15 protein-coding genes are annotated in these 16,539 nt (G+C 40.2%); 14 read left to right on the top strand and 1 reads right to left on the bottom strand.

The features are described from left to right. Positions 1 to 55: 55 nt before the first annotated feature. The gene (locus H9X96_RS12895) at positions 56 to 691 is read right to left on the bottom strand and encodes a Crp/Fnr family transcriptional regulator (RefSeq protein WP_187666666.1); all 636 of its coding nucleotides are present in this window, start codon (positions 689 to 691) and stop codon (positions 56 to 58) included. A 221-nt stretch (positions 692 to 912) separates the two neighbouring features. On the opposite strand from H9X96_RS12895, the gene H9X96_RS12890 reads away from it, so the two are divergent. The 14 genes from H9X96_RS12890 (at position 913) to hsdR (ending at position 16,510) form a co-directional block, all read left to right on the top strand. Further along, positions 913 to 1,791, top strand: a complete 879-nt coding sequence (locus H9X96_RS12890) for an RteC domain-containing protein (RefSeq protein ID WP_187666665.1) — start codon at positions 913 to 915, stop codon at positions 1,789 to 1,791. 119 nt (positions 1,792 to 1,910) lie between these two features. Next, positions 1,911 to 2,423, top strand: a complete 513-nt coding sequence (locus H9X96_RS12885; protein WP_187666664.1) for a hypothetical protein — start codon at positions 1,911 to 1,913, stop codon at positions 2,421 to 2,423. A gap of 40 nt (positions 2,424 to 2,463) precedes the next feature. Beyond that, the gene (locus H9X96_RS12880) at positions 2,464 to 2,808 is read left to right on the top strand and encodes a DUF4134 domain-containing protein (protein WP_187666663.1); all 345 of its coding nucleotides are present in this window, start codon (positions 2,464 to 2,466) and stop codon (positions 2,806 to 2,808) included. A gap of 1 nt (position 2,809) precedes the next feature. After that, entirely contained in the window at positions 2,810 to 3,139 is a 330-nt protein-coding gene (locus tag H9X96_RS12875; RefSeq protein ID WP_187666662.1) for a DUF4133 domain-containing protein, read from the top strand. After that, on the top strand, positions 3,133 to 5,613 hold the full coding sequence (locus tag H9X96_RS12870; RefSeq protein WP_187666661.1) for a TraG family conjugative transposon ATPase: 2,481 nt from the start codon (positions 3,133 to 3,135) through the stop codon (positions 5,611 to 5,613). The genes H9X96_RS12875 and H9X96_RS12870 overlap by 7 nt, the downstream gene beginning before the upstream one ends. A 111-nt stretch (positions 5,614 to 5,724) precedes the next feature. Beyond that, a complete protein-coding gene (locus H9X96_RS12865; protein ID WP_255431104.1) occupies positions 5,725 to 6,411 on the top strand; it encodes a conjugal transfer protein TraI in 687 nt (228 codons plus the stop codon). Beyond that, entirely contained in the window at positions 6,395 to 7,030 is a 636-nt protein-coding gene (locus H9X96_RS12860) for a hypothetical protein (protein WP_187666660.1), read from the top strand. Before H9X96_RS12865 ends, H9X96_RS12860 begins: the two co-directional genes overlap by 17 nt. After that, complete coding sequence (locus H9X96_RS12855; RefSeq protein WP_187666659.1) at positions 7,017 to 7,658, top strand: TerB family tellurite resistance protein; 642 nt, start codon at positions 7,017 to 7,019, stop codon at positions 7,656 to 7,658. Before H9X96_RS12860 ends, H9X96_RS12855 begins: the two co-directional genes overlap by 14 nt. Before the next feature lie 12 nt (positions 7,659 to 7,670). Further along, a complete protein-coding gene (gene traJ, locus H9X96_RS12850; RefSeq protein WP_187666658.1) occupies positions 7,671 to 8,855 on the top strand; it encodes a conjugative transposon protein TraJ in 1,185 nt (394 codons plus the stop codon). 3 nt (positions 8,856 to 8,858) lie between these two features. Beyond that, on the top strand, positions 8,859 to 9,470 hold the full coding sequence (traK, locus tag H9X96_RS12845; protein WP_187666657.1) for a conjugative transposon protein TraK: 612 nt from the start codon (positions 8,859 to 8,861) through the stop codon (positions 9,468 to 9,470). 294 nt (positions 9,471 to 9,764) lie between these two features. Beyond that, positions 9,765 to 10,823 (top strand): conjugative transposon protein TraM, encoded by a 1,059-nt coding sequence (gene traM / locus H9X96_RS12840; protein ID WP_187666656.1) that lies wholly within the window; start codon positions 9,765 to 9,767, stop codon positions 10,821 to 10,823. A 111-nt stretch (positions 10,824 to 10,934) separates the two neighbouring features. Beyond that, entirely contained in the window at positions 10,935 to 11,915 is a 981-nt protein-coding gene (locus H9X96_RS12835; RefSeq protein WP_187666655.1) for a hypothetical protein, read from the top strand. Between the two features lie 190 nt (positions 11,916 to 12,105). Then, positions 12,106 to 13,110, top strand: a complete 1,005-nt coding sequence (locus H9X96_RS12830) for a YafY family protein (RefSeq protein ID WP_187666654.1) — start codon at positions 12,106 to 12,108, stop codon at positions 13,108 to 13,110. A 148-nt stretch (positions 13,111 to 13,258) separates the two neighbouring features. Beyond that, entirely contained in the window at positions 13,259 to 16,510 is a 3,252-nt protein-coding gene (gene hsdR / locus H9X96_RS12825) for a type I restriction-modification system endonuclease (protein ID WP_187666653.1), read from the top strand. The last annotated feature ends 29 nt before the right edge of the window (positions 16,511 to 16,539 follow it).

Genomic DNA, 16,539 nt, shown 5'->3' with positions numbered 1-16,539 from the left:
CAATTTTTAAGCATTTTCTGAGTTTTAGTAGTAATCTAAATACTGGTTTGATATTTTAAAAGGAGTTTTTTTGATTTATATCACACCTTAACTTTTTTCCTTTTAGTCTGCAAAGTGTTTCTCTGCTGATGCCAAGGTACGAGGCAATATTGGTCTGAGTGGTTTTTTGTTCTATTCCAGGATAGTGTTCTAACAGAAGTTTGTACCGTTCTGTGGGATTAGAGTCCCTATGTAAAATAAATCTTTCTTCGCTTTGTATTTGGTAACGTTCACTCATGACTCTTCCAATGTGATTGCCTTCCCTGGTATCTGCATAAATCGCTTGAATCTGTAACCAGCTGATAGATTGCAAGATGCAATCTTCCAATATTTCTATGTTTTCGTAAGCGGGTTTCTGGGTATAGAAACTATGTACTGAAATCATGAAATCACCCTCATTAAAAAACCATGTAGTGCATTCTTTCCCTTGTTTGTCGAGGAAATAGCACCTGGCGAAGCCCTCTTTTATAAAATAAATGCGCCTGCAGGTTTCTCCCTGGCGAAGTAAAATGGTTCTTTTTCTTATGGTCTCTTGTTGAATTTGTGCGGTAAAACGTTCTTGCAATTGCTGAGATAATGGGGTAATAAACCCCAAAGTAGTTAGCATGAAATCAATATCCATAGGAGTTACTTTCTGTAGGATCGAGATCAAACAAGCTAAACTTTAAACCAAAATATAGACTGGCGATACAACTTATATAACAGATAAACAATCAATATGTTGTGCCTGTATTCATTTTGTTTTTCTATAACTGACATTTTGTTTCGGGCACTTTTTTGCGATGGATCTTTTTTTGTTGTTTTTGTGATTTGGATCAACGTCTTGGCTTAGCGAAGCTTCTAATATTGATTTAGAAACTTAAATAATATGCTATGGAAAAATTGATCGAAAAAATGTATCAGCAAATGATGGATGATTTGAAGTCCAATGAGCAATCGCAAAGTTCTGGAAGGGAATTGTTTATTTCTAATCTTGATGTGGTGGTAAGACACCTTTCCTGTTTAAAACATTGGAGTCTTTCACAAGAGTTTAGCCCTGCACAGGAGATTTGGTTTTTTAAAACTCAAAAGCCAAGGTTCTACCGCTGGAAAATATTTTATGTGGAGTTGATTGCCATTGATAGTACAAGCCCTGTTGCAGCCAATGAGGAGCTGAAGGAATATTATATGAGCCAACTTCGCTTTATTGAGCGCTTCTTTCGTTTGCATGAATTTCATTACCAGTACTATAAGTTTAAGGCCAAGGAACTGGATCAGTTTTATTTCATTCGTGGGGCAAAGTTGGAGGGCTTGCTTAGTGCTGAACTTCCTGAGGTAGATGCCAGTTTTGGGACCAGTCAGGATTATTTGGTGTCTAAGTTTATGGCCTATGAGCTGCTTCAGCAGCATTTGGTGGAACTGGTACAATCACCTGAGAGCGTCGTTTCTGGGACTGGACTCAAGAGTCGTAAAGGAATCATTACCCGTTGGACCGGGGATAGCTGTAATTTGATTGAGCTGATTTATGGGATTCATGATACCGCCCAGGTGAATAATGGAGAGGTAGATCTCTCAGATTTAATGGATGTGTTTGAGCAATGTTTCCAGGTTAACCTCAGTCGATATTTCAGGCGTTTTACTGAGATTAAACGACGTAAAAGCATGAGTAAAACTCGGTTTTTAGATCAAATGCGTGAGGCGATTCATAAACGAATTGATGACGGGGATGCTTATCATCCCCCGCTAAAAAAACAAGATTCTCAGCAGGATTAAGCCAAGGGGGTTAACAATCGTTAGTGCTTGCTTTGGGGATTGTCAATGAAAAATTTGACGCATTTCAACCTTTGTATCAGTTCCCGGTGCAATACGGTGCCGGGATTAATTAAACTGATATGTTAGAACAATTTTCTTGGCGGGATTTTATTCTTGCGGTGGGGGTACTGGCCATGGTCTGGTACTTAGTGATAATTCTGATTTTTTACCGTGAGCAGTTGTGTGCTTTTTTATTGGGTAAGCGATTTCCAACTGGTGTTGCTCTGGGATCTGTTCTTCAGCAGCAACATAAGGGCTCAGTTGATCATGCAGATGATTTGATGGGAAAATCAAAGCTTCTAGAAGGAGTTCATGAAATGGGGATCGCTGAGCTCAGTTTTGCCGGAGCTGAAAATGATATGCTGGATCAGGTAGGTTTGGTTCCCGATCTATTGGAAGAACTGAAGCAGATTTTTAAGTGGATAGAGACCTCAGATGGAAACAAGCAAGATTTCTTTAAGCGGATGTCTGAGCTAAGGATCAGCTTTCCAAGGATCTCCTCAAATCCAAATCTCGATACCATCAATACTTGGATTACCCAGCACGCGCCTTTTCATCTCTCAAATGATGAATTGGAATCCCTTTGGGATTAAATGTCTTTGCGCTAAAATTTTTCACCTCAATTTATTTCTCATGGATTCATCTAAACTTACTTGCCACAAAAAGGTTTTTGGCAAAGCTTTACTTTTCGCTTTAGTAATTTGCTGTTGCCATCTTTTGTTTTCCTTAAATCTATTCGCTCAGGATGGAGAGGCTGGGATACGGGAAGCGACCAATAAAGTTAAAGGATACTTTGATACAGGTTGTGACTTGATGTATGCCATTGGTGCAGTCATCGGTATCATCGGGGCGGTGAAAGTATTCAATAAGTGGAATGCTGGAGAGCCGGATACCAATAAGGTGGCTGCGGCCTGGTTTGGCAGTTGTATATTTTTGGTAGTGGTAGCTACTGTGTTGAAATCCTTTTTTGGAATTTAGTATGGGCAGCGTATATACAATTAACAGAGGGGTTTCCAAGCCTATTGTCTTTAAAGGGCTAAAGGCGCAGTACATCGCTTATTTAGCGATTGGGCTGGTGCTACTGCTCATTTTATTTGCCATACTGTATATCTGCGGGGTTGGTTTGATGTTGGTTTTGCCCTTAATTCTGGGCCTTGGAGCTGGTTTGTTTTTTATGGTGTTCCGCTTGAGTCATCGGTTTGGGGAACATGGGCTTAAAAAATATTGGGCAAGGCGGAGTGTACCTCGCACTTTGAAGTTTAGAAATAGGGGGATATTTATTCGGTTGAAAGGAGGGGGAAGATGGTAGAGGCTTCCGCTATATTGCCCCTTTCTAAAGTAGAAAAGGGTTGCATCGTTTCTATGCAAGGAGATATCACGATTGGTTATCGGCTAGGACTTCCAGAGATTTTTACACTTTCAGATCAGGAGTATGAGGCTTATCACCAAAGCTGGGTAAAGGCCATTAAGCTACTACCGAAGTATAGTATTTTTCACAAGCAGGATTGGTTTACCAAGGGAAGTTTTAAAGCGGATTTTAACAATGCTGGGACTGGTTTTCTCTCTCGGTCCAGTGAACGCTTTTTTAATGAAAGGGAATGTCTGGACCATAGCTGTTACCTCTTTTTAACCAAGAAACCTCATGGGCGTAAACTTTCTTCTTCGGTGTACAGCAATATGCTGCGTAAATCTATTGTCCCTGCTCAGACCATTAATCCGGTATTGTTAAAGGATTTTTTGGACATTGCCGGCCAGCTGGAACGTATTCTTATTGACAGTGGTTTTGTGTCCTTGATTCGTTTGACTGATGATGAGTTATCTGGTACTTCAAACAAGGCGGGAGTCATCGAAAAGTATTGCTTTTTACTCGGAGATGATCAGCGGAGTATGCTTGCCGATATTCAGTTGAAACAAGGGATTAAGGTCGGTGAAAAAAGCTGCGAGCTGTACACTCTGGCTGAGGCAGCAGCATTGCCACCACTTTGTGGAAGCCGGATGAATTATGAGCAGTATAGTACTGATAGAACCAAATTCAGTATTGGCTTTGCGAGTCCTTTAGGAAGTCTTTTGAACTGTAACCATATCCTGAATCAATATGTATTTATTGAGAATAGTGAGAAGACCATCACTCGTTTGGAAGCAAAAAAACTGCGTTTGCAGTCTTTGTCAGGCTATTCCAGAGAAAATGCGGTGAGTAGGGATGCGGTTAATGACTTTTTAAATGAAGCAGTGATTCATAGCAGATTACCGGTAAAAGCTCATTTCAATGTGTTCGCCTGGTCTGATCGTGAGGCTGAGGTGGCAAATTTGAAAAACAAAGTAGGTTCGGCAATGGCTCAGATGAGCGCGGTTTGTAAGCAGGAGACCGATGGGGCAGCACAAATTTGGTTTGCTGGGCTTCCTGGGAATCAGGCTGACTTTCCGATGAACGACACCTTCGATACGTTTTTGGAACAAGCGACCTGCTTTTTTAATCTGGAAAGCAATTATCGCAGTAGCATCAGTCCTTTTGGGATCCGCCTGGGGGACCGTTTAACGGGGAGGCCGGTACATGTAGACATTTCAGATGAGCCCTGGGAAAAAGGCTGGATTACCAATCGGTCTAAGTTTATCTGTGGGCCCAGTGGGTCAGGAAAATCTTTTTTAACCAATCACCTGATTAGGTCATATTACGAGCAGGGAACTGACGTAGTGATCGTGGATATTGGCCATAGCTATAAAGGCCTTTGTGATTTGGTTGGGGGATATTATTTCACCTATACCGAAAGTGACCCCATTAAATTCAATCCTTTTTCTTTGCCTGATGGGGATGTATTGGATACCGAAAAAAAGGAGAGCATCAAAACCTTGTTGCTGGCGCTTTGGAAAAAGGATGATGAGCCCTATCGCAGGTCTGAATATGTGGCGATTTCTATGGCTTTGACGCTGTATTTTGAGCATTTGGATCAGCACCCGGATATTTTTCCATGTTTCAATAGCTTCTATGATTTTTTGAAGTCGGAATACCTTGTAGTGCTGGAAAATGGCCGGGTGAAGGAGCAAGATTTTGATATCGGGAATTTTCTGTATGTGTTAAATCCTTATTATCGAGGTGGTGAATTTGATTACCTGCTGAATGCGAGGGAGAATTTGGATTTGCTGCACAGGCGGTTCATTGTCTTTGAAATTGACGTACTAAAGGATCACCCGATTTTATTTCCGGTAGTCACTTTGATTATTATGGAATTAGTCATCAGTAAGATGCGCAAGCTAAAGGGGATTCGGAAGATTTTGCTATTAGAGGAAGTCTGGAAGTCCATTGCCAAGCCAGGGATGGCAGAGCATATTAAGTACCTGTTTAAAACCATGCGCAAATTTTTTGGGGAACCCATTGTAGTGACCCAGGAGATTGATGACATTATCAGCTCCCCGATTGTCAAAAATGCGATCATTAATAACAGCGATTGTAAGATTCTGTTGGACCAAAGTAAGTATCAAAACAAGTTTGATCAGCTCCAGGAGCTTTTAGGGCTCACTGAGAAAGATAAGTCATTGATTCTTTCGATGAACAAAGCCAATGAACCCAATCGCAAGTATAAGGAAGTCTTTATTTCTCTTGGCGGTCACAGTAAGGTATACCGTACCGAAGTTTCCCTGGAGGAATACTTAGCCTATACCACTGAGGAAAGGGAGAAGGTTCGGATTCAGGCTTATGCCAATAAATATGGAAGCATACAAAAGGGGATTTCTGTCTTAGCGGAAGAAATCAGAAGTAAGGAACGAAAAACGAGTAGCTCATCATAAATCAGGCTACAGCTAATTTATTTCAAACAAATTTCTAATCAGATGAAATTCTGGAATCCATTTAAAAGTCCATTGGGGCTGATGAAAAGTGTTAAAAATCTAATACATAAGATGATGAAAAAATACATGGTGGTTTTGCCGATCAGTACCTTGATGTTATTTGTCGCTTTGCCTACGGGGGCAAGCGCACAGGTAGCAGTTTTGGAAGTGATCAAGGCGGGGGTAAAAAAGGTTATTAAAGCGGTAGACTTAAAGATCCAACGCTTACAGAATGAAACGATTTGGTTGCAAAATGCCCAAAAGGTATTGGAGAACCAGTTGTCTAAGCTAAAGTTGGGAGAGATTGCAGACTGGACCGCACGACAAAAGGATTTGTACAGCAATTATTATCAGGAATTATGGGAGATCAAATCTGCTATCACTTATTATAAACGGATTAAAGAACTAACGACAAAGCAAATGGCCATTGTGGACGAGTACAAATGGGCTTGGAAGCTGTTCCAGCAGGATCAGCATTTTCCCCCTGAAGAGTTGAGTTATATGGAAAAGGTATATGCAGGGATTTTGGATGAGAGCATTAAAAATTTAGATCAGCTCCTTTTGGTGGTTAATTCTTTTAAGACCCAAATGAGTGACGCGGCAAGACTCGAGATCATTAATACTGCTGCGGATCAAATGGACATTAATTTTTCGGACCTGAAAAAATTCAATACCGGGAATATCCAGATGAGTTTGAGCAGGGCTAAATCCCTGGACGAGGTCGCCACTTTAAAAGAGATTTATGGTATTGCGCAATAAAGGATCCTGGATGCTGGTAGTACTGATGTTCTCTTTTTCGGCGAAGGGGCAAACCTTTGCGGAGTTTTTTAAACAGAAAAAAACGCAAAAGCTTTATCTGCTTCAGCAGATCACTGCTTTACAGGTATACGCGGGCTATGCTAAAAAGGGTTATGAAATTGTGGGATCTGGTCTTGGAGTAGTACAAAGCTTTACAGGTGGCGAATTCAGCTTACATACAGCTCTTATTTCTTCATTAAAGCAGGTAAGCCCTTCAGTTAGGGCTCATGTTAAGATAGAGGAGTTGACGGCTTTGCTACGTTCCATGGATCAGGCTTTTGATGGGATTCCTATGGGTGATTTGTCAGCAGGGAACAGGGTGTATGTCCTTGAGGTAAAGGCTCAGGTAATGGACCAGTGCCGATCGGATTTGGACGAACTAATAACGATTATGACTTCTGGAAAGTTGGAAATGAGTGATGATGAGCGGATTTTTAGAGACCAGAGGATTCGTCAATCTTTGGGAGAGAAATATGCTTTTGTCCTGGATTTCAGTAAACAGGTCTGGTTGGTGATCCAGGGAAATAAGGAGGAACAAGAATCTATTCACCATTTAAGAAAGAGCTATGAACTCAATTAAAATCTTAATTTTTGGTACTACTTTTCAAATACTGTTTTTATTTTCCGGTTTAGTGAAAGCACAGTCTACGGAAGTGCAACAATTGCTGCTGAATGTAGAAAAACTAAGTCAGCTTAAGAATATCCTCACAGATATGAAAAAAGGTTTTTCAGTCATTTCGGGTGGTTACGATGCCATTAAAAATATTTCGAAGGGTAATTTCACTTTGCATGAAGTCTTTATGGATGGTTTGCTGCTGGTCCGCCCTGAGGTTAAAAAGTATAGACGTGTTGCAGATATCATTACCTATCAAAAGAAAATTGTAACGGAGTACAAGTTGGCTTATGACCGATTTCGATCGGCCGGGAATTTTAACCTTTCTGAACTGGATTATTTCGCTAAAGTATACCAGCAGCTCTTTGACCAGAATTTAAATAACCTGGACGCACTGGTCATGGTGACGACTTCTTTGACCTTAAGAATGAGTGATGAGCAGCGGTTGCAAGCTATTGATCGGATCTTTGCGGATACAGAAGACAAACTGATGTTCTTGCGGTCTTTCAATGCACAAGCCAATCTACTCAGCGCTTACCGGGACAAGGAAAAACAGCAGATCCGCGATTCCAGAAGCTTTTACAACATTAATTAATCCTTTAAAATTATGAAATGTAAATTTTTAATGGCCACATTAACGGTGGTTATGGTCATGTTTATGCCCGGTATTTCTCGGGCACAAGGGCTAGCGGGGCAGATTGGAGGTTTGCAGTCGGTGCTGGAAAAGGTATATGCAGAAATGCTGCCCCTTTGTTCTGGGCTGATTGCTGCAGGTCGTGCAATCGCCGGGTTTGGGGCCCTATGGTACATTGCAAGTAGGGTATGGCGTCAGATGGCGTCGGCAGAAGCGATTGATTTTTATCCTTTATTACGGCCCTTTGCTCTTGGGCTGACCATCGTGCTTTTCCCTGTAGTAATAGCAGTTTTTAATGGAGTGCTTGGGTTAAGTGTTTCGGCGACGGCAGGTATGGTTAAAGATTCAGATCAGGCGATCAAAGCGCTCCTGGATCAAAAGGAACTGGAGCTGAAAAAGTCGGTAAAGTATAAGCTGTATGTAGGAGAGGATGGGAGCGGTAACCGAGAGCAGTGGTATAAATATACTCATCCAAAGAATGCGCCCCAGGACGAGGGATGGTTGGATGGGATAGGAAATGACATCAGGTTTTGGGCGGACCGACAGGATTATAAGATGAGACATTCTTTTAAACAGTTTATGTCGGAAGTTTTACAAATAGTCTATCAGTCTGCTGCTTTATGCATCAATACTTTAAGGACATTTTTCTTGATTGTACTGGCTATCCTGGGGCCACTGGTATTGGGATTTTCGGTCTACGATGGTTTACAACATACCCTAACCGTTTGGATTGCCCGGTATATCAATATCTTTTTATGGCTTCCTATTGCCAATATCTTCGGTACGATCCTGGGCAAGATTCAGCAACAAATGATCCGTTTGGATATTTCTGAGGTGGCTCAGCAGGGGGATACTTTTTTCAGCAGCACCGATATCGCTTATTTAATTTTTATGATTATTGGAATAGTGGGTTACTTCTGCGTGCCTACAGTTGCGAATTATGTGGTACATGCTGGCGGAGGGAATTCGATGTTAACCAAGGTCAATACGATGGTCAGTAGTGGTACTGGCGCTATTGGAGGAGTGGCTTCGGGAGCAGGTATAGGGATGATGCAGGATGCTTTGGGGGACGGGAAATCTTCCACTTCTCAGGGGATGGCTACAGCTATGGGTAATGATTATTTCAAAGACAAATTATCTGGTAATTCTAAAACTTAAAGGATGTTTACACAATTTAAAAACATTGATACGGCTTTTAGCCATATCAAAAGGTTCAGCATTTTTTTGATGCTGTTTTGCGCAGGGCTTTCTGGATTTGCGATTTATAAAAGCTATGAAAGGATCAAAGTAGCGGAGAACAGGATTTATATTCTAGCCAATGGAAAAGCAATAGAGGCTTTTGCGGCAGAACGTAAAGACAACATAGGGGTAGAAACCCGGGATCATGTAAAAATGTTCCACCATTATTTTTTCACCCTGGATCCAGATGAAAAGGTGATCCAGCGAAACATTGCTGGGGCTTTGAATCTGGCTGATCAGAGTGCCAAAAAGGCTTATGATAACCTGAAAGAGCAGGGATTTTACAGCAATTTAATAGCCGGCAATATTTCCCAGGAAATCCAGATAGACAGCACACAGTTGGACTTAAACCAGTATCCTTTTTATTTCCGTTGTTATGCCACACAGAAATTGACCCGTTCGAGCTCTACCGTGCTACGAAAGCTCGTCACCCAGGGTTATTTGCGTAATGTATCCCGTTCTGACAATAATCCTCATGGCTTTTTGATCTTGAAATGGGAAACGATTTCAAACCAGGACCTAATTAAACCTTAAGATGAGAAGAGCTTTTAAAAATAGGAATCCTGGCGGTTCAGCTGACCAGTTGGCTCACCGAATCGCCATGTGGGTGCTTCGGAGGCAAAGGTGCTTGGCGGATTGGTTGAATGAAAAAGTGGAAAATTTGCATATAAGAACTAAGCAATTACTGTTGATGCTGTTTTGCGGTGTTTTTGGTAGTTACCTACTGTATTTGCTGTTTTCTGCCTTTCTAAATTAATAGATCGTCGCTTCGCTCTGCTGGGAACAACAATTTAAATGAATAGAATAATGACCTGATAAGATAAAACGATGATGACTAAAAGATCAAAAGATAAACGAAAAGTATTGCTGTTCCTTCCGCTATTGGTACTGCCTTTTTTAGCCTTGGCATTTTATGCGATGGGTGGAGGTAGAAACAATAAGGAGAAAGACCAGCAGCTTGCTGCAAAAGGAATCAATACGAATTTGCCGGATGCAAGCTTTAAAAAAACTGAACCGGTAGATAAAATGGGATATTATGCACAGCTAGATCGGGACAATTCTCTAAGTGATAGCAATGGGTTGGGAGTGATGACTCATCGTTTAGGATTTGGGGAGGTTAAACACGAGGACCCTGCAGAGCAGATTAATTTAAAACTGGAGGCTTTGAATCGGGAACTGGAAAAGCCTGCGAAATTAGCCGCTGAACAGGGTAAGCCTGCTGGTGGAACAAGCCAAGCTACTTCTATCAAAAATGATGTGGACCGCTTGGAAGGGTTGATGAGGACCATGCAGGAAAATAAAGCTGAAGATCCGGAAATGCAGCAGCTCAATGGGATGTTGCAAAGCATTTTGGATATTCAGCACCCTGAACTGGTGCAGCAGCGATATAAAGAAAAGCTTGTTGCCAGTCCTGATAGTTTGTTTAGGGCAATTCCTGCGGAAATCGTAGATCAGCAAAAGGCAGTACAGGGGGCGACGATTAAACTTCGGATTTTAGATTCCATCACCTTAAATCATCAAAAGATTGCCAAAGGCCATTTTATATTTGGCACTTGCCGGATCATCAATCAGCGGCTCCTGCTGGATATCAAAAATATACGTGTAGGAACTTCTATTATTCCAGTGGATTTGTCTGTCTATGCATTGGATGGAATGCCAGGGATGTATGCTCCAGAGGCCATGGTTACCGAGAGCTTGAATGGAGGGATAGATAATGCCGCTCGAGGTATGGGCTTGTCAGGCTTTGATCAGAGTTTACCTAAACAGGTGGCTGGCGCCGGGCTGGATGCCGCAAAATCGCTACTGAGTAAGAAAATCAGACGGATTAAGGTGAAACTGAAGGCAGGGGAGCGGGTGCTACTCAAGAATAATAAGCCAGAAAAATGATTGCCTGGAGCGTATGTGAGTTTTCTTGGGCTTACTCCAAAAGGCCAGACTCATAACAACTCCTAGAGAAGGACATAAATTCAAAAAGATCAACTTTTTAAAACAGGAAAAATGAATTTAAACAATTTAGAAGCCCTTAAACTGGAAATGAAAGCTTTGGGCTTTGGTGATAAAATCACCACGTTGATGGAAGAACAAATGAGGAATAATATTTCAAATTTCACGCTGGATGAGCGGTTCTTGGGGGGGAAGAAACAAGTGGATTTGACTTTGTATTTTAAGCAGTCTAGCAATAGCGAATATTATTATATGAACCGCTTTGAGGCATATCCTCATCAGGGGGTACCCTTGGGACAGGAGCAAAAGTATCTATTGATTACTAAAGATGCAGATGGAAAAAATCAGTTTAAAAAGTTGGAAAATGTAGCGGAGGCCATCACTTTGTTTAAAAATAATACGGGCAATTGTGAACTGGCTATCGGCAAGGATATAGCGCATAAAACATCCCTAGTGATGATGGAAGAGGGGAAGGTGAATTATCTGACTAAAGATTTTCAACAGACTTTTTATGCGCCACCAATCCCTCAGACGTTTTGGGTAGATCATGGAAAGGGTTATACCGCTGAACAGGCAGTGAATTTGATGCAGGGGAGAGCAGTTTACAGGGATGACTTGCTGAGCAGGGATGGTCATCAGTATAAAGCCTGGATGGTATTAGATGTAGATAAACCAAGGGATAGGTACAATAACTTTACGATGCGGCAGTTCATGGACCCGAATTATGGGTTTGATTTGAAGAGATCTTTAAATGAGTTTAAGATTAAAGATTTAGAGGACCCCAAAAAGGCGGAGAATTTAGAGCTGTCGTTAAGGAATGGGAATCGCCCGATTGTTACTGTAGAAAAAGGCGACGAGCAGACCAAGGTATTTGTAGAAACGGCAGTGCGTTATGGCAAAATCAATTTCTTTGATTTGGATGGTAAGTCGGTAAAAAGAGAGCAGCTGCTAAAGGTACCAGCATTAAATCAGGGGTTGGTTAAAGAAAAAAGGATTGGAAAGGGAGTTGAAGAAGGAGTGGGGATCGAGAGGTAAAGAGGTGGTTGGAAGCTAGGACCTACGACATTTAAGAGGTTGTATCATCGGTGAAAAGATGATCAACCTCTTTTGTTTTTACTGAGATTAGTAGGAGCCTTTATATGAAATTTGATAAGCGAAGAGGCTAAACAGCTAATTAGTATTTCTCAGTATTGATGTTTAGATTTAAGCCGTTTAAACACAATTTATGGCAACAAACAAACATGCACAGATTCGTTATATCGCTTTAGATAAATGCTTCAGTAATTTCGGGCGTAAATTTTATATAGAGGATTTGATCATCGCTTGTAATGAAGCTATTTATGATTTTACGGGAAAGCATGAAGGGGTGAAAAAACGCCAGATATATGAGGATATCAAATATATGGAAAGTGCTCAGGGCTGGCATATTGAACTTGAACGGCCTAAAGACGGAAGAAAAACATATCATTGTTACGCAGATAAAAGTTATTCCATTAATAAAAGCCCATTAAGTACAATAGAGGTGAATCAGATTAATGAGGTTTTATTAACGCTGTCACGATTTAAAGGAATGCCACAATTTGAATGGATTGATGACATTGCCAGCCGTTTGGAAAGCATAAGTAAAATTGATGAAAATAAAATTATTGACTTTGAGCAGAACCAGTTTTTAAAAGGTTTAGAATTCATCACCCCACTGTTTAATGCGATTTATTATAAAAGAGTGCTTAGGGTTCAATATCAGTCTTTTAAAGATGAAAAAATAGTTGCTCATATTATCCACCCTTACTATTTAAAACAATATAATTTACGCTGGTTCCTATTTGGTCTCAATTCTGTGAGTAAGTATGTAAACAATTTAGCCCTAGACAGAATAGTTAATTTAACAGAAATTCCTGAAATATTTGAGCAGAACAAGACTATAGATTTTAATGAATATTTTGATGATGTAATTGGTGTAACGATACCCACTGATAAAACGATTGAAACTATTCAGATTTTGGTTCTTCATAATCTTTGGCCTTATATTAAAACAAAACCGATACACGGCTCACAGAAAAAAGTTGGAGAGAATGATCAAGGTGTATGTATTGAGCTCCAGGTGATTCCAAACTATGAACTTATTGCTTCATTATTAGCCTATGGCGAAAACATAATCATTATATCTCCTGAAAGCTTTAGGCTCAACTTTCTTGAAAAAATTCGTGCAATGGAAAAAAATTATGGTTAACTGTGCATAATCACTGCACATTAGTTACCCACATTTGTTAAATCTTACAGTTTTTTGTCGTTATTTAGGGTTGTTTGTATAATTAAAAATGTTTTTGTTCATTAGAGCAGTTTCTTTTGATCAAAAATAGTAAAGCGCTTTCCGTTAAATGATAACATCTAATTTTAATTTTCTCGAAGAAGAGTTTCCATTATTATTCAATTTGGGGCAATCGGCAGAGTATAATCTGCACCCAGATCCAGTTACTTGTTTAATGAAGTTGCGTCAGTTTGCTGAGCAGCTCACAATACTAATCTACGAGGCTGTAGGACTGGAGTTCCCTGACATGAATACTTTTCATCTTCAGGTTAAGAAGTTAACAGCCGAAGGTGTGCTACCGTCAAATATTAGTGATTTCATTGCTACAATCCGAAAAAAAGGAAATGAAGCTGTTCATGATGTAGACGGTACATTTGATGAGGCTAAAGCAGTCTTGTTCTCTTCATTCAAATTGGGAAAGTGGTTTTATGAAGCTTATTCGGTAAAAAATAGAGATTTATCTACTTTAAAATTTCATCTGCCTGGAAATACCGATAGTCGTTTGGCTCTTGCAAAATTAGAACAAGAGCACGCCGCATTACAAGGTAAACTGGATGCACTATTAAAAGAAAGAGAAGTTGGTAACATTAGCCCACAAAGGCAAAAAGAGATCGCTACTAGGACTGCCAAAGCAACTAGTAGGATGGAAATGTCCGAAGCAGAGACCCGAGAATTGATTGATGAGCAACTTCGTCAGGCAGGCTGGGAGGTAGATACCCCAAATCTCAATTTTAAGTTGAAAAGAACCATACCTAAAAAAGGCAAAAACATGGCTATTGCCGAATGGAAATGTGGATCATTATGGGCTGATTATGCACTCTTTATTGATGAACAGCTTGTTGGGTTAATTGAGGCAAAGAAGCATATCAAAAATGTAATGGCCGACTTAGGTCAGGCTATGAAATATAGCAAGGAGGTATTGCCTTTAGACGGTATTAACATGGTTACACATAATAATTGTGAAATATATCGTGTTCCCTTTATGTTTTCTACTAATGGAAGGCCATATCTGGAACAAATGAAGGAGTTGTCCGGAATTTGGTTTTGGGATGCGCGACATAAAAAAAATAGACAAAAACCCCTCGTTGCCTGGTTCAGCCCTCGGAATCTTAGTGACAAACTGGTCTTCGATGAGCTAGAAGGTGCAAAAAAACTTGAACAGACAGGTTATGAATTGCTTTCTGATCCCAAAGGATTAAATCTGCGGGAATACCAAATAGAAGCTATCAAAGCGGTTGAAGATCATATTATAAACCATCCCGAACAACCGAGAGCATTATTGGCAATGGCTACGGGTACAGGTAAAACTCGTACTATGATTGGGATGTGTTATCGACTGATTGACGCCAAACGATTTAAACGTATTCTTTTCCTTGTGGATAGGCGTATGCTCGGCTCCCAAGCCTCCGATGCTTTTAAAGAAGTGAAGATTGAGGGGTTACAGACTTTTGCTCAGATCTATGATCTTAAAGATCTGGAGTCGGCAGTGACCGATCTTGATACCAAAATTCATTTTGCGACGGTTCAAAGCATGGTTAAACGTATTTCGCTTTCAGATAATCCACCTGGAATAGGGGATTATGATTGTATTGTTGTTGATGAAGCACATCGTGGATATATCCTTGATAGAGAGATGGAGGAAGAAGAAATGGTGTTAAGAGATCAGCTCGATTTCCAAAGTAAATATAGAATGGTCTTGGATTATTTTGATGCTTATCGAATTGGGCTGACAGCGACACCAGCTATTCATACTGCGGAGATATTTGGTGATCCAATATATACCTATTCTTATAGAAGAGCAGTTGTTGAGGGGTATCTTGTAGATTTTGAACCACCAAAGGTCTTTAAGACTCGTTTGTCAGAAGGAGGCATAGTATGGGAAGCTGGTGATCCGATTCATATATATGATCCTGAAGAAAATGCAATTGTAGAAGCAGGCATCACACCTGATGAGATCAAAGTGGAAATTCAAGGTTTTAATAAAAGGGTGATCAATGAGAGTTTTAATAGAACGGTATTGAGGGAACTAATTGAAAATCATGGTATTGATCCTGAAGATAGAAAGAAGACCCTAATCTTTGCGGCAACGGACCGTCATGCCGACGAGATCATCCGAATCATGTATGAGGAATATGAAAACCTTGGAGAGACTGTAGACGCAGAAGCCATTTTGAAAATCACTGGTGTGGTTTACGATCGGGATATGTTGTTGAAAAGATTCAAAAATGAGCAATATCCGAGTATTGTTGTTACAGTCGATTTGTTAACTACGGGTATTGATGTGCCAAGTATTTCAAATCTTGTTTTTCTAAGAAGGGTTAATTCCAGGATACTTTATGATCAGATGATTGGGCGCGCTACACGCCGATGTGATGAAATTGACAAAGAAGTATTTAAAATCTACGATTGCGTGGGAGTAACAGAAATCATGGCTAAAGAAGATGTAATGAAGCCCGTTGCTCCCCTAGTGGAGAAGTCTTTTGCCCAATTGTCCGAGGAAGCTGCAATTATTAAAGATGAGTATATGCAACAGCTCAAGCTGGATCGAATTATCGCTAAATTGCAAAGGAAACTACATTCTTTAGATGATGAACAAAAAGCTCATGTTTATGAGTTGGCTGGAAAAGATGATATCCAAGATTTAATTCATCACTTAAAAGGTTTGACCGAAGTAAGTGCTTTAAATTCTGAAATGGAGACTTTAAAGCCTTTGTGGGATTATCTTGATGCACAGAATGCTTCGAAAGGTAAAGGACGAAGCTTACTTTTTAGCGCACACCAGGATGAGCTATCTGATGTTTACCATGCTTACAATAAAAATTTAAAACCTAAGGATTATATAGAATCATTTAATCAATATATCAAATCCAATATCAATGAAATTGCTGCGCTTAAGGTCATCTGCACAAAGCCAGGTAATTTGACCAGGAAAGAGCTAAAATCACTTCAGTTCCTATTAGATGAGAAAGGATATACAGGTACACGATTAAATACAGCCTATAAAGATCTGACGCAACAGGAGATTGTGGCTGATATTATCGCGCACGTGCGTACTGCGGCACTTGGAAGTGAATTGGTAAGCCACTATGATCGCATTGGAAAGGCGATGGATAAAATCCGTTCTACTCATCAATGGAGTAGTATACAATTGAAATGGTTAAAGAATATTGAAGACCAGTTGCTAAAGGAAACTATCATCACAATAGAAGATTTGGAAAAACCACCTTTTAGCAACGAGGGCGGAATTAAGCGACTAGATAGGGTATTTAAAGGTGAAACTTCATCCATTTTAGCAGAAATAAACGGATATTTGTACGCTTAGTACAATCGATTAGCGTTACTGGATCAAGT

It is taken from the genome of Pedobacter sp. N36a (assembly GCF_014472395.1).
In the GTDB taxonomy this organism is placed as follows: Bacteria; Bacteroidota; Bacteroidia; order Sphingobacteriales; family Sphingobacteriaceae; genus Pedobacter.
The sequence above is the reverse complement of the archived record's forward strand: the minus strand, read 5'-3'. Positions and strand labels throughout refer to the sequence as shown.